The sequence below is a fragment of the Vibrio sp. GLN_1 genome (assembly GCF_043106015.1).
Classification (GTDB): domain Bacteria; phylum Pseudomonadota; class Gammaproteobacteria; order Enterobacterales; family Vibrionaceae; genus Vibrio; species Vibrio parahaemolyticus.
In genome coordinates, this window is the sequence record NZ_JBICMD010000017.1 from 436621 (window position 1) to 459552 (window position 22932).

The window sequence follows — 22932 nt, forward strand, 5'->3', positions numbered from 1 at the left end:
CGAGCTTTTACCGCTTATTAACACTGGAGGTTATCCAAGATGTCAGTAGAAAACGTTCTATCGCTGATCCAAGAAAACGAAGTAAAGTTTGTTGACCTACGCTTCACTGATACAAAAGGTAAAGAGCAGCACATTTCGATTCCTGCTCACCAAATCGATGCAGACTTCTTCGAAGAAGGTAAAATGTTCGATGGTTCATCAGTTGCTGGCTGGAAAGGCATCAACGAGTCAGACATGGTAATGATGCCAGACGCATCTTCAGCTGTGCTTGACCCATTCACGGAAGATGCAACGCTAAACATCCGTTGTGACATCCTAGAACCTGCAACAATGCAAGGTTACGACCGTGACCCACGCTCTATCGCAAAACGTGCTGAAGACTACATGCGCTCTACTGGTATCGCAGATACAGTGCTTGTTGGTCCTGAGCCAGAATTCTTCCTATTCGATGACGTGAAGTTCTCTAACGACATGTCAGGTTCTTTCTTCAAGATTGACGACATCGAAGCAGCATGGAACACAGGCAGCGACATCGAAGGCGGTAACAAAGGCCACCGTCCAGGCGTTAAAGGCGGTTACTTCCCAGTAGCTCCTGTTGACTCTTCTCAAGACATCCGCTCTGCAATGTGTCTAATCATGGAAGAAATGGGCCTAGTTGTTGAAGCGCACCACCACGAAGTGGCGACTGCGGGTCAAAACGAAATCGCAACTCGTTTTAATACGCTAACAACGAAAGCTGACGAAATCCAAATTTACAAATACGTAGTACATAACGTTGCTCACGCATTTGGTAAAACAGCGACATTCATGCCTAAACCACTCGTTGGCGACAACGGCTCTGGCATGCACGTTCACCAATCTCTAGCAAAAGACGGCGTTAACCTGTTTGCTGGCGACAAGTACGGCGGTCTATCTGAAACAGCGCTTTACTACATCGGCGGTATCATCAAACACGCTCGCGCAATCAACGCGTTTGCTAACCCTTCAACAAACTCGTACAAGCGTCTTGTACCTGGATTTGAAGCACCAGTTATGCTTGCTTACTCTGCACGTAACCGTTCAGCTTCTATCCGTATCCCAGTGGTACCAAGCCCGAAAGCACGTCGTATCGAAGCTCGCTTCCCAGATCCAGCAGCAAACCCATACCTAGCGTTTGCTTGTCTACTGATGGCTGGTCTTGACGGTATCAAGAACAAGATCCACCCAGGCGAAGCGATGGACAAAGACCTTTACGATCTACCAGCAGAAGAAGCAGCTGAGATTCCTAAAGTGGCTGAGTCTCTAGAAGTTGCTCTAAATGCACTAAACGAAGACCGTGAGTTCTTAACAGCGGGCGGCGTATTCTCTGACGACTTTATCGATTCTTACATCGCACTTAAGTCAAAAGACGTTGAGCGCATCAACATGGCAACTCACCCACTTGAGTTCGAACTTTACTACTCTGTATAAGGTTCAAACTGTGTAAAATGTAAACACAGTAACAAAATATTAGGCTCGCCTCGCAGGCGGGCCTTTTTTGTATTCGTCAGTCAAGATTCGCCGTTTAACATGAGGGGATAATAAAAATACGCTTGGGCTATTTTTACCTTGTAGGTCAAAGGCCTAAGCCATTGAAACGTGAAATCATCGATCAAAAGAAGGTGAGCCATGAAAGTTCAGCTTATTCCATCGCTATGTATACTCAGCGGCACGCTACTGGCCTCTGTAGCCTCGGCTCAGGTCGCTTATACTTGGGTAGACGAAAACGGCGTAGTGCACTTCAGTGACACCCCAAACCAAGGTGCGAAGACCATCGCATTGCCCAATCTTGAAGCCAGTGCACCAGCACCAGAAGTCGAGAGCACGGAATCACTTGCGCCACAAGCCAAAGCAGCCCCCGAGCCAGAAGAAGAGCCAGAAAAGAAAACGGATAAGCCTCAACCTTTGCAGCTGGCGATGCTCACACCTCAACACAATGAAACCATTCGTAGTAATCGTGGCTTGATCAATATCCAACTGGAAGCCAATCGTAAGCTTGGCATTGGTGAACAACTGCAACTGTTCTTCGATGGGAAACCTTATGGCGCACCTCAAACGCAGCTCACTTGGCAATTAAACAACATCGATCGCGGCACACATACTATCGCGGTTCATGCTAAACGAAGCGGCAAGCTTATTGCATCTACTAGCCCTATAACGGTGCATTTACATAGAGCAAGCGTTAAGCCGACCGTAAAAGGGGCAAAATAGAAAATCGGAGTAAAAAAGTCGCATCACAATGAGGCTTTTTACTTTTTCTTCTGAGCTTTCTTCGCCATACTTAACGTTCTATTGCACCATTATTGTGCATTGCACAATCTCAACGCAAACAAGGACGTAATGTGGATACCAGTCTCCCTAGTGCCATACTCAACAACATGGTCACAGCAACGCTGATTCTTGATGATGGATTGGCCATCCGCTATGCCAATCCAGCCGCTGAGCTGTTGTTTTCGCAAAGCGCTAAGCGCATTGTCGAACAATCGCTTTCTCAACTGATTCAGCATGCATCGTTGGACTTGGCCTTACTGACTCAGCCATTGCAAAGTGGCCAAAGCATTACCGACAGTGACGTGACGTTTGTCGTCGATGGTCGTCCGCTAATGCTGGAAGTCACGGTAAGCCCAATCACTTGGCAACGACAGCTCATGCTGTTGGTTGAAATGCGCAAGATAGATCAACAACGACGCCTCACTCAAGAGCTCAACCAACACGCACAGCAACAAGCCGCCAAACTGCTCGTGCGCGGTTTAGCTCATGAGATCAAAAATCCACTTGGCGGATTACGCGGTGCGGCGCAGCTGCTGGAAAAAATGTTGCCCGATCCATCGTTAACCGAATACACCCACATCATTATCGAACAAGCCGATCGGCTAAGAGCATTAGTCGACCGCCTACTTGGCCCACAGAAACCGGGCAAAAAGACACAAGAAAATCTGCACCAAATTCTGGAGAAAGTACGCCAACTGGTCGAGTTAGAATCTCAAAACTCTATCATCATCGAACGCGACTACGACCCGAGCTTGCCTGAGATTTTGATGGATGCGGATCAAATAGAACAAGCGATGCTGAACATCGTCAGCAACGCGGCACAAATTCTTGCTCATCAAGAGCACGGCAACATCACCATTCGCACCAGAACGGTGCATCAAGCCAACATTCATGGCAAACGCTGCAAATTAGCGGCGCGCGTCGAGATCACCGATAACGGGCCGGGCATTCCACCTGAATTACAGGACACCTTGTTTTATCCCATGGTCAGCGGGCGCGAAGGCGGCACCGGACTCGGGTTGTCCATCTCACAAAATTTGATCGACCAGCACAACGGAAAAATCGACGTTGAAAGCTGGCCTGGCCACACCACTTTTACAATTTATTTGCCGATTTGACCTCACGAATGGATTTCGTTGAGCGCCAATTTACGGTTTTTGCTGCAAGGATTAGTACATGAGTAAAGGATATGTTTGGGTCGTCGATGACGACAGTTCAATTCGCTGGGTGATGGAAAAAACCCTCTCTTCAGCCAACATAAAGTGCGAAACCTACGCTGACGGGGAAAGCGTTTTGATGGCGCTTGAGCGCGAAGTGCCAGACGTACTGGTGTCTGATATTCGCATGCCCGGTATCGACGGATTAGAACTGCTCAAGCAAGTGCAACGTGATTACCCTGATTTGCCCGTGATCATCATGACCGCGCATTCCGACTTAGATGCCGCCGTTAACGCCTATCAAAAAGGCGCGTTCGAGTACCTGCCAAAACCGTTTGATATCGATGAAACCTTAACGCTGGTCGAACGTGCGATTGCCCACAGCCATGAAAACAAACGCGAGCAATTGTCTTCAGAAGATGCCCCAGCCGACACCCCAGAGATCATCGGTGAAGCGCCAGCAATGCAGGAAGTGTTCCGCGCTATTGGCCGCCTTTCTCGCTCGTCGATTTCCGTTCTGATCAACGGGGAGTCCGGTACGGGTAAAGAGCTGGTTGCTCATGCCCTTCACCGCCATAGCCCTCGCGCCAACAAACCTTTTATCGCTCTCAATATGGCCGCGATTCCAAAAGACTTGATTGAGTCTGAGTTGTTCGGTCACGAAAAAGGCGCATTTACGGGCGCGAACAGTGTTCGTCAAGGCCGCTTCGAGCAAGCCAACGGAGGCACGCTCTTTTTGGACGAAATCGGGGACATGCCGCTGGATATCCAAACTCGTTTGCTGCGCGTGTTGGCGGATGGCCAGTTCTACCGTGTTGGTGGTCACTCTCCGATTCGTGTCGATGTACGTATTGTCGCCGCCACGCACCAAAACCTCGAAAAGCTGGTACACCAAGGCGATTTTCGTGAAGACTTGTTCCACCGCTTGAACGTCATTCGCGTACAAATTCCTGCGCTTCGTGAACGCAAACAAGACATTGAAAAGCTCACACAACACTTTCTGGTACGCGCCGCAGATGAGCTTGGAGTGGAAACCAAAACCTTGCACCCGTCGACAGTCGAAATTCTCAATCGACTCAATTGGCCGGGCAACGTACGTCAGCTAGAAAACATTTGTCGCTGGTTAACCGTGATGGCGAGTGGCAGTGAAGTATTACCGAACGATTTGCCTTCAGAGCTTTTGGAAGAGAAGAAGACCGTTTCGGATTCAACCAAAGGTAGCTGGCAAGAACAATTGGCGGACTGGGCACGTCAATCGCTCGCTGCGGGGGATAAAGAACTACTTTCTTTCGCATTACCAGAATTTGAGCGCATTTTATTAGAAGCTGCATTGGAGCACACTAAAGGTCACAAGCAAGATGCCGCTAAAGTATTAGGCTGGGGACGCAATACGCTAACCAGAAAGTTAAAAGAGTTGTACTGACCGTCACTTAAGCAGTGAGTTAACAATGAGAGTGCTTATCGCTCGATATTAACAGAAATGTCAGTACAATTAAGGTGAACCATCCCTAATGTGACTAGGCAATGTCTACTGCAAAGACTCAAATTACACTACGTACCGCTGTACTCATCCCTTTTGTGATGATTTTCTTACTGGCTATCGGTGTGATTGTCTACGTCCAAAAACAAAGCTATGAAGAGGTGGTGACCGACATCAGCGATAAACAGCTGTCGGTGTTGACCGAAAGTGTCTACGACCACCTCAATAGTTATCTGCGAAAACCGTTTACGGCGGTGATGACGCTTGCTCACAACGTGAGTTATCACAACCTGTACCATCCCCATGATACGCGAGATGTCCAAGCCTACTTATTGAGCGCGTTTCAAAACCTATACCGTTCTATTCCGCAGCTGGATGTGATCGCTTTTGGTTCGGAAACTGGCGATTTCGCGGGTTTTCGTCGCGAGATCTCCGACGATTACACCTTGATGGTTCAAGATAAATACACCGATGGTAAGTTAATCATCTACGGCACAGATCATGTCAGTAACGATATTCGTACTGTCATCACGCCTTACGATCCAAGAACTCGTCCTTGGTATCAACCTGTCGCCAAAGACGAAAAACCGATGTGGTCAAAAATCTACACCAATGCGGATGAGCGCCAAGACATCACCTTATCTGCTATGACACCGGTGTACGAACACCAAGAATTTGCGGGCGTATTGGTGACGGATATTCGTATCAATACCTTCAACGAGTTTCTACGCGTCATCAAGAAGAACACCAAAGCATCGGTCTTTATCATGGACCAAGAACACCGATTAGTGGCACATTCTGGCCCAGGCAGCGTGGTGTCTTGGGGCACAAAGTTTTCGGATAAAGGCCAACGCTTGTTCGCCTCTGAAAGCGCAGACCCGATCATCAAAATCAGCGCCTCCCGCGTGCGTGGTTTTGACTTGTACCATACAGACCAACCGTACACGTTTGAGTTTGACCACAGCGGCCAACGTATTTTTAGCCGCATCACGCCCTACTACGATCCAAACGGTCTAACTTGGTTCATCGGCACTTCTATCTCGGAATCTGATTTGCTTGGCCTCTTACCGAAAAGCCAAGAGAAAAGCTGGATTGTTGGTATCGTCGTCAGCTTGTTTGGTATCGGCTTTAGTTGGGTCATATTCGAACGCGTGACTCGACCAATCAACGCTACTGCCGATGCGGCTCAACACCTAGCAAATGGCGATTGGGATAGCTCAATGCCCCAACCTGGCCGTGTGTACGAAACGACCGTGCTTGCAAAAGCCTTTAATGAAATGGCCAGCAACCTCAAAGCCTCATTTAAGGCGCTGCGCGATCAGCTAGTGTATGACTCATTAACTCGACTCTACAGCCGCCAAGGATTAATCGAAATCTGCGAAAACAAACCCAATTTGTGTCACGGTAGTTTGTTCTTATTGGGGATCAACAAATTTAGAGATATCAACGACAGCGTGGGACACCACAATGGTGATCAGCTGTTGGTTAGCATCGCAGAAAGGCTGAAGCAACAATTCCCAGACAACACCATGCTGGCCCGAATTGGTGGCGATGAGTTCGCTCTGTTTATGCCAGATATGGATAAAGACGAAGACATCCGTTTAACAGAACGTCGCCTACAACAACTGTTCGCAGCACCATTTATGGTTGAAGGTGAAAGCGTGGTGATGAAGATCTCACTAGGGATTGTGCAAACCAAGCATGGTGAGAACATGCCGCTTTGGCTACGCAATGCCAGCATTGCTCTGAGCTACGCGAAGCAAGATCCACTGACGGGCATTTGTTACTACAGCCCAGAACTAGCGAGCGCATCGAAGTTTCGTACTCAGCTGCTCACGAAGATGCAAACGGGCATCGACAAGCGCGAATTTGTGCCTCATTATCAGCCGATCATCGATCTCGCGAGTGGTAACGTATGTGGCGCCGAAGCCCTAGCTCGCTGGAATAGCGAAAGCGGTATGATCTCACCATTAGATTTCATCCCAATCGCAGAGGAAAGCGGCATGATCAAAGCCATTGGCCAACAAATCTTGCTGCAAGCGTGCCGAGACACATACAAAGCCATCGAGAACAAACAGTGGCCGTCAGACTTCCAATTGCACGTGAACATTTCGGTCAATCAGCTCTCCTGTCCGGCGTTTGTCGACACCGTGACACGAGTGCTGGATGTCACCAAGCTGCCCGCCAAAAACCTCACATTAGAGATCACCGAGTCGCGCATTATTGATAGCGCACCAACGACTCTGGAAAACATGACGAAGTTGCGTGATATGGGCATTGGCATTGCCATTGATGATTTTGGTACGGGTTACTCTTCTCTTGGTTATCTGCATTCACTGCCGTTCACTTGCTTGAAGATCGATCGCACGTTCATCAATCAGCTCACCAAAGAGAACCTCGACAGCTCAGTAGTAGCCGCAGTGATCAATATCACCGCAGGATTAAAAACCAATGTCGTGGCAGAAGGTGTAGAAGACAGCACGCAAGCGCAACTGTTGCGCTCGCTGGGCTGCCATCAAGTCCAAGGTTTCTATTACAGTCGCCCAATTCCTCTGGATGAATGGCCAACACATTTGGTTAACATGAAGTAGAAAAGAGCGAGAATCGTTGAATTCCTAGTCATCCTCTACTGACAATCTACCTAACTGTTATTTATACTTAACTGCAAATCTTACCCATGTATTGTCACAGATAATGTTTGGGCCCTGTTCCAGTTCATAACTATCCGGATCGACATAATGATAACTAAGAATCTTCCTCTAACTGATTTGCACCGCCACCTTGACGGTAACATTCGTACTAAGACTATCCTTGAGCTTGGCCAAAAATTTGGTATTGCTCTGCCAGCGTACGATATTGAGTCTCTCACTCCACACGTTCAAATTGTCGAAGCGGAACCATCTCTTGTTGCTTTCCTTTCTAAGCTTGACTGGGGCGTAGCAGTACTGGGCGATCTTGACGCTTGTCGTCGCGTTGCTTATGAAAACGTTGAAGATGCGCTAAACGCACAAATTGATTACGCCGAACTGCGTTTCTCACCATACTACATGGCGATGAAACACAAACTGCCAGTCGCTGGCGTGGTTGAAGCGGTTGTCGATGGTGTACAAGCAGGCATGCGAGACTTTGGCATCAAAGCGAACCTTATCGGTATCATGAGCCGCACATTTGGCACAGATGCATGTCAGCAAGAACTGGATGCCATTCTAAGCCAGAAAGACCACATCGTAGCAGTAGACCTTGCAGGTGATGAGCTTGGCCAACCGGGCGATCGCTTTGTCTCTCACTTCAAACAAGTACGTGATGCAGGCCTAAACGTGACAGTTCACGCTGGTGAAGCGGCGGGCGCTGAAAGCATGTGGCAAGCCATTCAAGAGCTTGGTGCAACGCGTATCGGCCACGGTGTGAAAGCGATTCACGATCCAAAACTGATGGATTACCTAGCGGAAAACCGTATCGGTATCGAATCGTGCCTGACGTCGAACTTCCAAACCAGTACGGTCGATTCTCTAGCAAATCACCCACTGAAACAGTTCCTAGACCACGGTGTTCTTGCGTGTCTAAATACGGATGATCCTGCGGTAGAAGGTATTGAGCTACCTTACGAATACGAAGTGGCGGCGCCAGCAGCCGGCCTGAGCCAAGAGCAGATTCGCCAAGCGCAAATCAATGGCCTTGAGCTTGCTTTCATTTCTGATGCAGAAAAAGCAGAACTGAAAGAAAAAGTTAAAGATCGCGTTTAATCAGCGCAAAATTATAAAAAATGCCAGCATTTGCTGGCATTTTTTGTATTTGGAATCGGCAAGCGATGATCAAATCACGCGAGAGAATTGCTGCTGACGCGCTTTTGCTCGCAGATATTTATCGAAGCTCATACAGATGTTACGGATAAGCAGGCGACCACGCAGTGTCACTCGAATTTCATTGTCATCCACTTCCACCAACTCATCATTGATGAACGTTTGCAGCAATTGCAGGTCTTCTTTGAAGTACTGATCAAATTTCACTCTGAATTCAGATTCGATCGCTTTTTTATCAAGCTTAAAGTTACAAATCAGCTGCTTAATGACTTCACGACGGAGCAAGTCATCCGAATCGAGTGAGACACCTTTCCACAATGCGTGGCGAAGGTCATTTACTTGAGCATAGTACTTCTTGAGCTCTTTTTGGTTTTGCGCGTACGCATCACCAATCATTGAAATGGCAGAAACACCAAAGCCCACTAAGTCACACTCACCTTGCGTGGTGTAGCCTTGGAAGTTGCGATGCAACACTCCTTCACGCTGCGCAACGGCGAGTTCGTCGTCAGGCATCGCAAAATGGTCCATGCCGATGAACTGGTAGCCAGCCCCCGTCAAAGTTGCGATCGTGTCTTGGAGAATTGCCATTTTCTCTTCTGCTTTTGGCAAATCTTCGTCTTTAATCTTACGCTGCGCAGCAAACAATTGCGGCATGTGTGCGTAGTTAAAGACCGACAGACGACCCGGCTGCATTTCCAGCACTTGTTCTAACGTCTTCGCAAAAGAGGCTTTGGTCTGCTTCGGCAAACCGTAGATCAAATCGAGGTTGGTCGAACGGAAACCCAACTCTTTCGCACGTGCCACCATCGCAAAGATGAATTCTTCATCTTGTTCACGGTTCACCAGTTTTTGCACTTCTTTGTTGAAGTCCTGAACGCCGATGCTCAGGCGGTTGAAGCCTTCACTACGAAGGTGATCCAACATGGTGATCTGAATTTCACGCGGGTCTACTTCAATGCTGATTTCTGCGTCATCACTGAATGTAAATTCTTGGCGTAGCAAGTTCATCACGCGAGTGATTTGCTTTTCAGATAGAAACGTCGGTGTACCACCACCAAAATGCAATTGCGTCACGGTGCGACCAACGAGCAATGCAGCACGTTGACGAATTTCGTGTTCAAGCACGTCGAGGTATTCATCCGCTTTGTGCGAGTGGCGTGTAATGACTTTATTACAACCACAGTAGTAGCAAAGCTTATGGCAAAACGGAATGTGTACGTACAGCGATAACGGACGCTCTGGGTACTGAGTGCATGCCATATCATAGTCTGAGATGGTAAACGCTTCATGAAACTCCAGCGCCGTTGGGTACGACGTGTAGCGAGGGCCGGAATAGTTGTACTTATCCAATACCGCTTGATCCCAGACGATTTGCTGTTTCGATTCAGTGTGTTGATTCGACATGGTGGTACTTTCCGTTAAATGCTAGGGCAACGAAAGCCGTCACCCGATATTCAGAATCGCTATTTTGCCATACGACGATGGCAACCGTGGCAACACCTGATGGCTTTTTAATTATAAATCCAAAGAAGTGCTAGCGTGATCACGATAGCCCCAATGGTCATAAAACAAACCAATGGGGATTATCGTTAAAGCATCTGAATATTGATTTGATTATTCAGTGGCTGGACGTTTTTCTGCAACACTTTGAGTTCCTCTATGATCGCATCTGTTAAGCGGCTTTCCGCTTTCTGACGCGTCAGGTTCTGTTGCATACGTTCTTTCTTGGCAAGTTGCTGACGATCTTCACCGCGCGCCATATCTTTTACGATATGGTAAAGCTCGGAAATTGCAGGGTACACTTCGTCGAAGTTCACACGATTCTCACCTTGAACATAATCCATGATGCAGTACACGCGAATACTGATTTCCGACAAATCGCACTGGCCTTGAATGCCTGCCTGACACAAGGTATGCACATTCTCAAAAATGTTGGCATTACGTTTATCAATCGCCAACTTTTGATGCTTCAGCTGCAATTCCTTTTGCTTTTTCAATTGAAGCAGAAGGTAACCTGCATAAGAAGCCAGCGCGATAATGATCACTGCACCCGCAATAGCTAATAAGGTTACATTCATGGCTTAATTATCCTTTGTAGTCTTCGAAGTTAATATCGTCGAAATCCGCTAATAAATCATCGTCATTACGAGAACCTTTCGCAGAAGAAACGGTAAAATCTTCCTCTTCTTCAGGTTCTAGCAGACCAAGTTGGTCCATTAGCTTTTCAATACGATCAAGCTTCTCATCCACGTATTTTTGTAGACCTGTACCTAGGTTTTCACCCGCTTCAATGCGATCCAACAACACGTTCAATTGCGCGTCATTTTCTAGCATTTCTAGCTCTTGTTCCGCAGATAGACGACGCTCTTGCTTCGTCATCTTCTTCACTGGTTCAACAATCAGAGGGATCTTCTTCTTGCTGCCTAAACGTGGGTCACGATTTTGCGCAGAAGATTGCTTTTTCTGTTCGTTAACTTCTGAGTTGCGGCTACCTGTCTTCAAGCCTTTACGCTTTTTCGCGCGCTTGCGTAGACGGCCTTCAACGTCAGATTCGGTACGGTTACGAGTTACAACAAACTCAGGTGCGCCAGCGGCACCCGGCTTTCTAGATTTCTTTTTACGGCTCATTACTGGGTCTTCCTCAGTAAAATTACATCATTACCAATAAATTCGAGTTCGAGCTTATCCCGCTCAGCAAGGAACTGGAAGGTATCACGACTAAAGAACACCACATGAGTTGGGTCATTCTTATAGTGCCATGATTTAAAAGCCTCCACGTCGATGACCATTTTCGTCATCAGGCCAATCCAGCCCCCTGGCTTAACTAAATTCAACCATTGCTTCCACACCACATCGGGATGGTAGAGGTGCTCTATCACCTCTGTCGCTGTCATGAAGTCATACTGCTTTTCTAGCACCGCAGTATCTGGGTGATAGTAAATATCGTACAACGCCATGTTGTGCCCTGCTTCTTCTAGCATTAAGGAAAGCGTCGGGCCCGGACCACAACCAAAGTCAATTCCGTTCGATTGTGGTGAAATTCGCTCTGTGATTGGGTCAGCAATACGCGACAAAAAACGTCGATAGCCCATATCTTCTGGGTTGTTCTCATGCAAATCATAGTGAGCTTTTTCAGTTTCCGCATCCAAACGTTGGTCTGGATTAACGAATACCAAGTAGCACTGCTCACATTGAAGATATTCGCGATGCTTATCTTCAAAATAGTGACGAGTATGCTGATTGTGGCATAAAGGACAGGTATGCATGCTGACTTCCTCAAACAGGGATGCGAAACATACCAGAAAGTGGACTCAGATTGGAGAGGTACTGAATACTTTTTCAGCAGTTTTTGTTAAAAAACTTTGTTTAAGAACCCATCGAAAGGCATCAGTGTAGTAATCCCTCTTCAGATTGGTGGTTGCCGAGAAAAAACGGCATAAAAAAAGCGACAGTCAAACTGTCGCTTTCTAAGTGCCATCAAGTGGCGAAACTGTGTTGCACGCATTTAGTGCACCAAGAATCCTTTTGTTTTTCGTGCTTTCCTTGCCAAAAAGTGTTGTTTTTCATCTTCCTGATGAGTTTTGGCTATCCCTTTACTTCCTGTCTTCTGAGCAACTTCCTGTGCCTGATCCTTTCCACTGTCTTAACCATAAGACGAGATGACCATCCGTATCGAGCAGGCTCCTTGCCTACCTAATTCCGTTTTCCGATCACCAAGCTATCCTAGCTTGCGTCCATGAAGACCTTGAATCCGTGGTCTGAAATCCTGCAATTCACCCCCTGTGAACGCTTTCTACTTTACGTAATCCCGACGCACTCACAAGTTAGCAGCAGGAAATATTAGCGATGATTTTTTCGCAAAAATTAAAAACATCAATTAATCAAAAGGTTAAAAATAAGAAGAAGACATTCGCAATCGAAGGTATGGCAAATGTCTTACAAGCTTTCGAGCAGATATCGATGACATCCTCAAAAATCACGTGTGAGCCACATCACCAACAAAAATGCCCCAGCGAAATCGCTGGGGCATTTTTGTACAACTTTGCTCGAACTATGTAGGGGTATCAGTGCAGACCGCCAACGTATTTCGACAGAACTTCGATATCTTCATCTGTCATTTTCTTCGCGATGTCACGCATCATGGCATTCATATCGTTGCCACGGTTACCATCACGGAATTTTTCTAACTGAGCTTTGATGTAGTCAGCGTGCTGACCCGAAATTTTAGGGAAACCTGAAAGCTCAGTACCGTTACCACGCGGACCGTGACATGCCATACATGCCGTTAGACCACGCTCTGCATCACCCGCGGTGTAAAGCACTTTACCTTTTGCTACCACATCTTCAGGTGTCGAGCTTTCTGAAGTTGGTAGAGAAGAGTAGTATGCTGCAAGATCTGCGATGTCTTCATCGCTTAGCGGCATTGCCATGCCACTCATTACAGGATCGTAACGACCTTGTTTACCACCACTTGTCATACCTAGCTTAAGATCTTTTAACTGCTTCTCAAGATACTTAGCGTGTTGGCCTGCTAGTTTAGGGTACATTGCGATTGCACTGTTGCCATCTGCTCCGTGACAGGCGACACAGGTTTGTGATTTTGCTTTACCAGCCTCAATATTACCTTGGGCCCATACTGAGCAACTGGCTAAAAGACTCAAAATTAGCGCTAATTTCTTCATGACATTCCATTATAATTATCAAGCTTCCAGTACCACGGAATGTGAACATACCGCGTACACTCATGGTACAATAGGCGACCTTATGCCGAGCACGGTTATTTTACACAATTTCACAAAAAAGTAATCAATCGACTACACAAAGTCGAGATGGAGTTAACAGTGAGCGTAAAAATTCATTACCAAAATACGCATTTCATCACCAGCGCGCCCGATATTCGCCACTTACCGGAGGACGAAGGTGTCGAAATTGCGTTTGCAGGACGCTCAAACGCTGGTAAATCGAGTGCACTTAACCGTCTAACTAATCAAAAAAGCTTAGCCAAGACATCAAAAACACCTGGTCGTACCCAATTGATCAACCTATTCAAAGTAGAAGAAGGTTGTCACATTGTCGATCTACCGGGATATGGTTTTGCTCAAGTACCGGTAGAGATGAAAAACAAATGGCAGAAATCTTTAGGTGAATACCTACAGAAACGCGAGTGTCTAAAAGGCCTAGTGGTTCTGATGGACATTCGTCACCCAATGAAAGATCTCGACCAGCAAATGATTTTCTGGGCTATCGATAGCCGTATTCCAGTACAAGTGTTGCTAACTAAAGCTGATAAGCTAAAAAGTGGCGCACGTAAACAGACACTTCTGAAAATTCGCAAACAAGTGGAGACTTTCGGTGGTGACGTTTCGGTTGATGTTTTCTCTTCTCTAAAAGGATTAGGGGTCGATCAGCTGCGCGCGAAACTGGATACCTGGTTTGCACCAGCACTGGCTCACCTGATTGAAGAAGACGATCTAGAGATGCCAGAGAGCAACGAAGAATAATTAACAATATTTGTTAAATTTTTTCGACACAGCCCTGCCATTTGGTGGGGCTTTTGTTTATCTAGACAAAGCAAAAACCGGAATTTCAGGCAATAAAAATCCCCACCTTCCTGGCAGGGATAACGGGAGAGAAAAATTGGTAATTATTGTTATGTTGCAAAGCATTACTGAACTATCGAATGATTTCAATAGTTCAAAAAGTCATCTGCTTTTCTAATCTTGAGTCTTTTCGTTTACCAAACATTAATAAAGAAAATTAAATTCAATAAGTTAGATAAGTTTCACCCCTCAGAAAGGCCGACTTACTTTCTTTCGAGAAAAAATAATAGTGTGAATGGCGTAAATTTACAGGATGAATGAGTCGAAGAAATAACGACAAAAAATCAGTGGAAGCAAGTAGTTAGCGAGAGAGAATTACGAGGACAGCGCCAAAATGGATAAGAAACTGAGTTAAAAGGAATTTTTCTTTCGCCCAATAAAAAACGCCCCAGTCAAAAACTGACTGGGGCGGCTGAATCAGCCTAATCCAATAACGTGAAACAAAAGGTCTGAAAGATAGAACATCTTACCTCTGTACCCTACGCGATCTAATGTACAACAATTGGTCAGAATTGCAAAGATTTTTTGTAGTTTTTTTTCATGAAAGTTTTATTAAGCAACATTAATTTTCAAATCCAAGTTGCTTTTTTAATGACACAAAAAAGCCAGCGTTTGTGCGCTGGCTCATACTAAATCGACCAAATTGATTTAAAAATGATTAGTGTGCTTGATCCCAGTTGTCACCGTGACCAGCTTCTGCCACCAAAGGCACTTTCAACTCTGCTGCAGATTCCATCAATTTTTGTACTTTACTTTCAATTTCGGACAAAGACGACTCTTCGACTTCAAATACCAGTTCATCGTGTACTTGCATCAAAAGTTTTACGCGACCATTGCCTTCTTCTTGAATCCATTGATCCACTAGCAGCATCGCTTTCTTAATAATGTCAGCTGCAGTGCCTTGCATTGGCGCATTGATCGCCGCTCGTTCTGCTGCTTTACGACGCATACCATTACGCGATTTGATTTCTGGCAGATGCAAACGTCGACCAAAAATGGTTTCTACATAACCTTTATCAGCCGCTGCACTGCGCGTGTCTTCCATGTACTGCATTACACCTGGGTAACGCTCGAAGTATTTGTCCATATAAGCTTGCGCTTCACCACGAGGAATACCCAGCTGTTTTGCCAAGCCGAATGCGCTCATGCCGTAAATCAGACCAAAGTTCACCGCTTTTGCACGGCGACGCTGCTCACTTGATACCTGATCAATAGACACTCCCATGATTTCTGCTGCGGTTGCGGCGTGAATGTCTTTACCGTCACGGAAGGCATCAAGCAGCGCTTGGTCGCCAGAAAGGTGCGCCATAATACGCAGCTCGATTTGCGAGTAGTCGACAGCCAGAATCTTGTAACCAGCAGGAGCTACAAACGCCTGACGAATACGACGACCTTCTTCGTTACGGATTGGAATGTTCTGCAAGTTTGGATCGGTAGACGACAAACGACCTGTCGCAGTCACCGCTTGATGGTAAGAGGTGTGTACACGACCAGTTGAAGGGTTGATCATCTTCGGCAGCTTGTCAGTGTATGTCGACTTCAGCTTCGCTAAGCCACGGTATTCTAGGATCAGTTTTGGCAGTGGGTAATCCAACGCAAGCTCCTGCAACACCTCTTCATTGGTTGAAGGTGTGCCAGATGGTGTCTTCTTCACAACAGGTAGGCCCATTTTTTCAAATAGGATAGCTTGCAGCTGCTTCGGCGAGTTCATGTTGAACTCTTGTTCTGCGATTTCGTAAGCTTTTTGTTCAAGCTCTTCTAAACGGGCCGCGATTTCTACCGATTGAGCGCTCAGCTTCATGTCATCAATCAGAACACCACTGCGCTCAATGCGAGACAAAACAGGGACTAGCGGCATTTCGATTTCTTCGTAAACCGATTTTAGCTTTTCATCTTGTTCGATGTTAGCAAACAGACGATTGTGCAGACGAAGCGTGACGTCTGCATCTTCAGCTGCGTATGGCGATGCTTGCTCAAGCTCGATTTGGTTGAAGGTCAGTTGGTTTTTACCTTTACCCGCGATTTGCTCGAATGAAATGCAGCTGTGTTGCAGGAAACGAAGTGCCAAGCTGTCCATGTCGTGTTTGCCGCCTACGCTGTTGTAAACGTAAGACGCCAACATGGTGTCGTATTTGATGCCTTTCATCTCGATGCCGTAACGTGCCAGCACAGACGCGTCGTATTTTAGGTTCTGACCGACTTTCGCTTGAGCGTCGTCTTCAAGAATTGGTTTCAGCTGCTCCAGAACCCAATCTCGATCCAGTTGCTCTGGCGCATCCAAATAATCGTGTGCGACAGGAACATAAGCCGCAATACCTTCATCGATAGCAAATGACAAACCGACGAGGTTCGCCACCATGTAATCAAGGCTGTCCGTTTCGGTATCAAAGGCAAACAGCTCTGCCGCTTTGAGTTTTTCTAGCCACGCATTGAAAGAAGCTTCGTCCAAAATGGTTTCGTACTGACTGCGATCAATCGTTACCGCTGAGGTTTCCATTTCAGCATGCGAAGAAGAAGATGATGATGCTTGCGCAGAGCCTGCAAGTTCAACCGCTTCGACAGTGCCTGAGCCGCCTTCAAGCAGTTCGTTCAGCCAAGACTTAAACGTCAACTGACCATACAGTTTGATCAATTCGTCTTTGTTTGGCTCTGCTTTCAGTAGCGACTCTGGTGTTTCTTCCAGCTCCACATCCAGCTTGATGGTAGCCAGCTCATAAGACAGCATAGCGTTGTCTTTGTTGTCGACCAGCTTCTTCGCCATGGTTTTCGAACCGCGGAAACCAAGTGCCGCGATATCATCCAGATTTTCGTACAACTTAGTCAGGCCACCAATGCCTTGCAGCAAAGCGGTCGCCGTTTTGTCGCCCACGCCCGGTACACCAGGGATGTTATCGACTTTATCGCCCATCAACGCTAGATAGTCGATGATCAACTCTGGCGGAATACCAAATTTTTCCACCACCCCTTCACGATCCATCACGACGTTCGTCATGGTGTTGATCAAGGTAATGTTGTCATCCACCAGCTGAGCCATATCTTTATCGCCAGTACTGATTAAAACAGGCATGCCTTGTTGCGAGGCTTGGTAAGCCAACGTACCGATGACGTCATCTGCTTCCACGCCAGGAACGCAGATCAACGGCAAACCCATCGCACGAATAACGTTGTGCAATGGTTCAATTTGGCAACGCAGATCGTCCGGCATTGGTGGACGATTCGCTTTGTATTCTGAATACATCTCATCACGGAAGGTTTTACCCTTCGCATCAAACACCACCGCAATACGCTCAGACGCAAATTGACGCATCATACTGCGTAGCATGTTCACCACACCGTAAACTGCGTTGGTTGGGATTTCACCATTACTCATCGTGCCCGGGTAAGCGTGAAAAGCGCGATATAGGTAAGAAGAACCGTCGATAAGAATCAGCGGATTTTCAGGAATACTTGCCATAATTGTCTGTATCCAAATCAGTACTTAATAGATCTGCCTAGGATGCCATGACTGCTGATCCGAATCTATCTTGTTCGTTCGATCCAGATCGCGGAAATTTTCCGATTTATTCAAGAAAACCACCATCACCTGTGGATAACTCTGTTTATATAAATTATCCACAGATTGTGCAATGATAGAAAAGACAAAAAAATACAATTTTATATCATTGGTTTTAAAGGATTATTTTTAAATAAGGCGAGAAGATCAACGATCTTAAAATGATCATGTCATGTGGAAAAGTTACGGATAGTGACGTCAAATGGAAATCGTAGAAAAGAAAAAAGCGACCCAATTGGGTCGCCTAGCAGAAGTGGTAAAGCCAGTTCCATATCATGGCAGCTTAACCAAGAAGCTATAAATTACACTGGAAGCAATGTGAGCAATGTCGTGTCAAAAAGAATTCGTGCAAGTTCTTGGATAAATGTTTCATCACCTTCTCAACACCAGTTAATCAACTTCTGTTAATCAGTAATTCAACGTCCTTGTGAACTTTCCTCATTCCCTAAGACAGGATTAATAATAATGATTCTCATTTAACAGTCAACAGTTAAATGAGAAAAAATCTCATTTATTTTCACATTGCTTTAATGAAATGCACTCTCGATTCACGAAGATTGATTTTTTCTTCAAATTTTTCAATAAGATATCCATTTCTCAACAACAATCTGAGCATGGCAGGAAATTGGTTTCGAGATTTCACTTTTAGTGTTTTATAGCCTTGTTCTGCGACCCATTCTTCTTGAGCCTCTAACAACATCTGCGCGACTCCCTCATTTCGAGCTTGCGGCGCAACACCACCAAACCAACTATAGAAGGTGTCTTCATCCAGTTCGTAGCCGATTTTAAAACCGACAATAGCACCGTTTTTCTCAGCCACTAGGATTAGGCTGTTTTTGTCTCCAAGACGCTGTGACATCGAATCTAAGGTTTCTCCGTTGGCAAACTCTTTCACTCGAGTGACCACTTGAAGTGCCTCTTCCAACGTGCCTTCACGAATCAGCATTGTCATTGTTCTCTTCTCCAGAAATAAATATACCCAAGCACCTTGGATTTTTTGGGATATACAAGCCTTTTGTAATCCGCCTGAGGTTACTTGGGTATATGCAGACGAACAACTATTGTCGGTCTGGTTTTTCTCACTGAGCGATAATTACTCTTCTGTCGCTTCTCGAGCCATCTTTAGGTGCTGAGCGGCTTGTGCATTCTCTTCCGCTAACCACTCTGCTACGTCTTTTGCAAAGTAAGTCAGGATGCCATCGGCGCCCGCACGCTTAAAGCACAGTAGTGATTCCATTACTGTCTCGCGCTCTTTTAACCAGCCATTAAGAATCGCCGCTTTGTGCATCGCGTACTCGCCCGATACTTGGTAAGCAAATGTCGGAACTTGCAGCTCGGTTTTCACTCGGCGAACTACATCTAAGTATGGCATACCTGGCTTAACCATCACCATGTCTGCCCCTTCATTGATGTCCATTGCGACTTCATGCATTGCTTCATCAATGTTTGCTGGGTCCATTTGGTAGTTTTTCTTGTTACCACCTTTTAGATTAGACGAAGAACCGACGGCATCTCGGAATGGGCCGTAGTAGTTTGATGCGTATTTAGCCGAGTAAGCCATGATTTGAGTATGAATGTAGCCCGCTTCTTCTAGCGCAACTCGGATTGCACCGATACGACCATCCATCATGTCTGATGGCGCAACCACATCTGCGCCCGCTTCGGCATGAGACAATGCCTGCTTAACTAACACTTCGGTGGTTTCATCGTTCATCACATAGCCATCTTCATCAATGATGCCGTCTTGGCCATGTGTGGTAAACGGGTCTAGTGCGACGTCTGTAATCACACCAATTTGTGGCACGTGCTCTTTTAGTGCACGTACTGCGCGCTGAACCAAACCTTCTGGATTGTAAGCTTCGGTAGCGCATAAGCTTTTAGCGTCTTGGTTTACGACAGGGAAAAGCGCGATGGCAGGAACGCCTAGATTTGCGAGGTATTGTGCTTCTTCTAGCATTAAATCAATCGACAAACGCTCTACACCCGGCATGGATTCCACGCTCTCACGACGATCTTTACCCATAAGGATGAACATTGGGTAAATCAGATCATTCACGGAAAGTTGGTTCTCAGCCATCAAACGACGACTAAAATCGTGTTTACGTAAACGACGCATACGGCGTGCAGGGAATGGACCTTGAATTGATACAGACACCATTTTCTCCTTGTCTGGACGGTTATGATGATCAAATCATCTGGTGAACAAAATCATATCACTCTTGATGCACCTTGCGAGTGACAATCTGGAAAAAGGCGATGAAAAAAACTGAAAATGACCCAGCACTCACACTCAAGTATACTTCTCGTACCAAACGGACAAAGTACAGAGAAAGACCATGATCGATACCCACGCGCACATATACGCGAGCGAATTTGATAACGACCGCGATGAAGTGGTTGAGCGCGCCTTAACTCAAGGCATCACTAAGATTTTGCTGCCGAATATCGATCTGGACTCGATTGAACCGATGTTGCAGACCGAAGCAGCGTATCCGGAAGTGTGCCACTCAATGATGGGTTTGCACCCATGTTACGTTGATAGCAACGTTGATCAAACGCTAGAAATCATCCGAGGCTGGTTCGAAAAACACAACTTTATCGCCGTGGGCGAAATCGGCATCGACCTGTATTGGGATAAAACCTACCGAGCAGAGCAAGAGATGGCTTTCGTCACCCAACTCAATTGGGCAAAAGAGATGGATTTACCTGTGGTGATCCACACCCGCGATTCCATCGAAGAAACGCTGACTCTGCTTCGTCAAGAGCAAGACGGTCGCCTGCGTGGCGTGTTCCATTGTTTTGGTGGCAGCTTTGAAGAGGCGCGAGCAATTAACGAGTTGGGCTTCCACCTTGGTTTAGGCGGTGTATCGACGTTTAAAAACGGCGGCATGGACCAAGTCATTCCACACTTAGACATGCAATGGGTCATCTTAGAAACAGACTGCCCATATTTGGCGCCAGTGCCGCATCGCGGTAAACGCAATGAGCCAGCTTACACATCGCTCGTCGCGCAGCGAGTGGCAGACTTGCGTGGCGAAGAGGTCGCAACCATAGATGCTATCACCACGGAAAATGCAAAAAGCTTATTCAAGATTTAAGCAATACAACAAACGCAACAAGCGGCCACACTAGGTCGCTTTTTATTGCCTAAACGGTTGGGTGAACAGGCCAAACCTGAAACGACTCAACCAGCAATACTGTAGTGTTGATAGACATAACTATTAACTTGTAACCCTACCCACTTCGCATCATGCGTATTCCATCAGTACGCTTCTTGTGACTGTCCACAACTCGACACATTCTTTTCTTATACTGCTATTCGCCTACGTCTTAGCACAGGTGTAAAACAACATGAATACGGATATTGAAATGTGTACACATGGTGCTTACTTGCAACGCGTACCACGCAACTTTTTTCAAAAGCTGCTAGGCATCAAAGAAGTTTATGTCTGTACTAAATGTGGTTACGTGTTGAAAGTTAAGTAGTTAGCCCAAAATAGCAAACCAACCGCAATAAAAAAGCGGCTCATTTGAGCCGCTTTTTACTGTCTAAAAACTGAAGGATTACTCCTCTTCTTCCTCATCTTTACGAGTGTAAAAACGAGCAAAGAACAGACCAACCTCAAACAGTAAGCACATTGGGATCGCAAGTAACGTCTGCGAAATCATGTCTGGCGGCGTCAGCAGCATGCCGACAACGAACGCAGCCACAATAATGTATGGACGCTTCTCTTTTAGGTCTTGCGGCGTGGTCGCCCCAGTCCAACAAAGTAGGATAATCGCCACGGGCACTTCGAACGCAATACCAAACGCCATAAACAGCGCCAGCACAAAATCTAGGTAGCTCGAAATATCGGTCGCAAACTCAACCCCACCGAGAGAAATCGCAGTAAAGAAGCCAAATACCAGTGGAAATACCACGTAATACGCAAAGGCCACGCCACAGTAAAACAGCAACGAGCTAGAAAACAGCAATGGCATGATCAAACGACGTTCGTGCTTGTACAGACCTGGCGCAACAAAGGCCCAAACCTGATACAAAATAAACGGCACCGCAACAAATACTGAAGCGATAAGCGTCAGTTTTAGAGGGGTGAAAAATGGTGATGCCACATCGGTTGCGATCATCGTCGCGCCTTCTGGTAAACGTTCAACCAAAGGTGCGGAGATAAACTCATAAATGTGGTTAGAGAAATAAATTAGCCCGACAAACACCACCAACACTGCCAAAATTGAACGCAGTAGTCGGTTGCGAAGCTCCAACAAATGACTAATTAAAGGCTGTGTCTGCTCGACGGTAGACATGGCAAACCTCTTATTAAAAATCAGATCAAAAAGGAGCTACCAGTCACTAGTAGCTCCTCCTAATGAGACTATTCGGCTTTCTTATCTGCCGCTGAAACCTTAATCTCTTCCACTTTTTCTGCACTTTCAGCCACTGGTTCTGCTTTTGCAGGTTCCGTTTCTGATTGCGTCTTATCAGCGTAAGGGCGGTTTACAGATTGCGCGGCTTTCTTCAGTTCTTCGACCGAAGATTTGAGCTCAGGAGATAAATCTTCCATCCCCATTTGCTCAGCTTTGCGCAAGTTTTCTTGCAGCTCTTGGACTTTTAGCTCGTGCGACAATTCGTCTTTAACGCTATTTGCCATATTCTTAGCAGCACCGATAAAGCGAGACACGCTTCGAATAGCATGAGGCAAACGCTCCGGTCCAAGAACGACCAGACCAACAACAGATATTAATACCAGTTCCCAAAAACCGATATCAAACACGTTTTATGCCTGCTCTTTGTCTTTTTTAGTTTCAGGTGCAGCTTCTTTTTGCTGCTGTTTTTCTAAACTTTTTGGCTCGAAGTCTGCGTCTTTTTCATTTTTCGCAGAATCTTCATCGCTCATTGCTTTTTTGAAGCCCTTAACGGCACTACCTAGATCGCCACCGATGCCACGTAGTTTCTTAGTTCCGAATAGCAATACAACAATTACAGCAATGATTAGAAGTTGCCAAACACTGATACCACCCATTCTTTTTACCTCGGGTCTTTAAACAAAATTAT

19 protein-coding genes are annotated in these 22932 nt (G+C 46.2%); 8 read left to right on the forward strand and 11 right to left on the reverse strand.

Annotation, left to right across the window (positions count from 1 at the left end; genetic code table 11):
* Nucleotides 1-39: 39 nt before the first annotated feature.
* From glnA to add, 6 genes are all read left to right on the forward strand, one after another.
* On the forward strand, nt 40-1449 hold the full coding sequence (gene glnA, locus ACF8OV_RS10400; RefSeq protein WP_005456818.1) for a glutamate--ammonia ligase: 1410 nt from the start codon (nt 40-42) through the stop codon (nt 1447-1449).
* A 198-nt stretch (nt 1450-1647) separates the two neighbouring features.
* On the forward strand, nt 1648-2229 hold the full coding sequence (locus ACF8OV_RS10405) for a DUF4124 domain-containing protein (protein WP_005456803.1): 582 nt from the start codon (nt 1648-1650) through the stop codon (nt 2227-2229).
* A gap of 98 nt (nt 2230-2327) precedes the next feature.
* The gene (glnL, locus tag ACF8OV_RS10410; protein WP_031776386.1) at nt 2328-3407 is read left to right on the forward strand and encodes a nitrogen regulation protein NR(II); all 1080 of its coding nucleotides are present in this window, start codon (nt 2328-2330) and stop codon (nt 3405-3407) included.
* Nucleotides 3408-3465: 58 nt separating this feature from the next.
* The gene (gene glnG / locus ACF8OV_RS10415) at nt 3466-4869 is read left to right on the forward strand and encodes a nitrogen regulation protein NR(I) (protein WP_005456831.1); all 1404 of its coding nucleotides are present in this window, start codon (nt 3466-3468) and stop codon (nt 4867-4869) included.
* A 101-nt stretch (nt 4870-4970) separates the two neighbouring features.
* On the forward strand, nt 4971-7517 hold the full coding sequence (locus tag ACF8OV_RS10420) for an EAL domain-containing protein (protein ID WP_020904381.1): 2547 nt from the start codon (nt 4971-4973) through the stop codon (nt 7515-7517).
* A 147-nt stretch (nt 7518-7664) separates the two neighbouring features.
* A complete protein-coding gene (gene add / locus ACF8OV_RS10425) occupies nt 7665-8669 on the forward strand; it encodes an adenosine deaminase (protein ID WP_015296070.1) in 1005 nt (334 codons plus the stop codon).
* Between the two features lie 69 nt (nt 8670-8738).
* Here add and hemN read toward each other — a convergent pair whose 3' ends face one another.
* The 5 genes from hemN to ACF8OV_RS10450 all read right to left on the reverse strand — a co-directional run bounded on the left by hemN (nt 8739) and on the right by ACF8OV_RS10450 (nt 13408).
* Complete coding sequence (gene hemN / locus ACF8OV_RS10430; RefSeq protein WP_005496689.1) at nt 8739-10130, reverse strand: oxygen-independent coproporphyrinogen III oxidase; 1392 nt, start codon at nt 10128-10130, stop codon at nt 8739-8741.
* A gap of 185 nt (nt 10131-10315) precedes the next feature.
* On the reverse strand, nt 10316-10804 hold the full coding sequence (locus tag ACF8OV_RS10435; RefSeq protein WP_005456843.1) for a DUF2489 domain-containing protein: 489 nt from the start codon (nt 10802-10804) through the stop codon (nt 10316-10318).
* Nucleotides 10805-10811: 7 nt separating this feature from the next.
* A complete protein-coding gene (gene yihI, locus ACF8OV_RS10440; protein WP_005496687.1) occupies nt 10812-11354 on the reverse strand; it encodes a Der GTPase-activating protein YihI in 543 nt (180 codons plus the stop codon).
* A complete protein-coding gene (locus ACF8OV_RS10445) occupies nt 11354-11992 on the reverse strand; it encodes a class I SAM-dependent methyltransferase (protein WP_005456816.1) in 639 nt (212 codons plus the stop codon). Before ACF8OV_RS10445 ends, yihI begins: the two co-directional genes overlap by 1 nt.
* Before the next feature lie 798 nt (nt 11993-12790).
* Nucleotides 12791-13408 carry a cytochrome c gene (locus ACF8OV_RS10450; RefSeq protein WP_005478649.1) on the reverse strand — a complete coding sequence of 206 codons (618 nt, stop codon included), beginning with the start codon at nt 13406-13408 and terminating at the stop codon, nt 12791-12793.
* Nucleotides 13409-13567: 159 nt separating this feature from the next.
* Here ACF8OV_RS10450 and yihA point away from each other — a divergent pair, with 159 nt between their 5' ends.
* Nucleotides 13568-14227, forward strand: coding sequence for a ribosome biogenesis GTP-binding protein YihA/YsxC (yihA, locus tag ACF8OV_RS10455; protein WP_005456829.1), 660 nt, complete (start codon nt 13568-13570; stop codon nt 14225-14227).
* A gap of 757 nt (nt 14228-14984) precedes the next feature.
* Here yihA and polA read toward each other — a convergent pair.
* The 3 genes from polA to hemB all read right to left on the reverse strand — a co-directional run bounded on the left by polA (nt 14985) and on the right by hemB (nt 20034).
* Nucleotides 14985-17780 carry a DNA polymerase I gene (polA, locus tag ACF8OV_RS10460; RefSeq protein ID WP_203504510.1) on the reverse strand — a complete coding sequence of 932 codons (2796 nt, stop codon included), beginning with the start codon at nt 17778-17780 and terminating at the stop codon, nt 14985-14987.
* 616 nt (nt 17781-18396) lie between these two features.
* Nucleotides 18397-18831 (reverse strand): GNAT family N-acetyltransferase, encoded by a 435-nt coding sequence (locus ACF8OV_RS10465; protein WP_005459779.1) that lies wholly within the window; start codon nt 18829-18831, stop codon nt 18397-18399.
* Between the two features lie 141 nt (nt 18832-18972).
* The gene (gene hemB / locus ACF8OV_RS10470) at nt 18973-20034 is read right to left on the reverse strand and encodes a porphobilinogen synthase (RefSeq protein ID WP_005489689.1); all 1062 of its coding nucleotides are present in this window, start codon (nt 20032-20034) and stop codon (nt 18973-18975) included.
* A gap of 181 nt (nt 20035-20215) precedes the next feature.
* Between hemB and ACF8OV_RS10475 the strand changes: the two genes are divergently transcribed.
* Entirely contained in the window at nt 20216-20977 is a 762-nt protein-coding gene (locus ACF8OV_RS10475; protein WP_025506939.1) for a TatD family hydrolase, read from the forward strand.
* A gap of 466 nt (nt 20978-21443) precedes the next feature.
* Here ACF8OV_RS10475 and tatC read toward each other — a convergent pair whose 3' ends face one another.
* The 3 genes from tatC to tatA all read right to left on the reverse strand — a co-directional run bounded on the left by tatC (nt 21444) and on the right by tatA (nt 22900).
* Nucleotides 21444-22184: a twin-arginine translocase subunit TatC gene (gene tatC, locus ACF8OV_RS10480; protein ID WP_005459771.1), complete on the reverse strand. Its 741-nt coding sequence runs from the start codon at nt 22182-22184 to the stop codon at nt 21444-21446.
* Nucleotides 22185-22252: 68 nt separating this feature from the next.
* Entirely contained in the window at nt 22253-22651 is a 399-nt protein-coding gene (gene tatB / locus ACF8OV_RS10485) for a Sec-independent protein translocase protein TatB (RefSeq protein WP_017449336.1), read from the reverse strand.
* Nucleotides 22652-22654: 3 nt separating this feature from the next.
* The gene (tatA, locus tag ACF8OV_RS10490; protein ID WP_005456852.1) at nt 22655-22900 is read right to left on the reverse strand and encodes a Sec-independent protein translocase subunit TatA; all 246 of its coding nucleotides are present in this window, start codon (nt 22898-22900) and stop codon (nt 22655-22657) included.
* Nucleotides 22901-22932 lie beyond the last annotated feature (32 nt).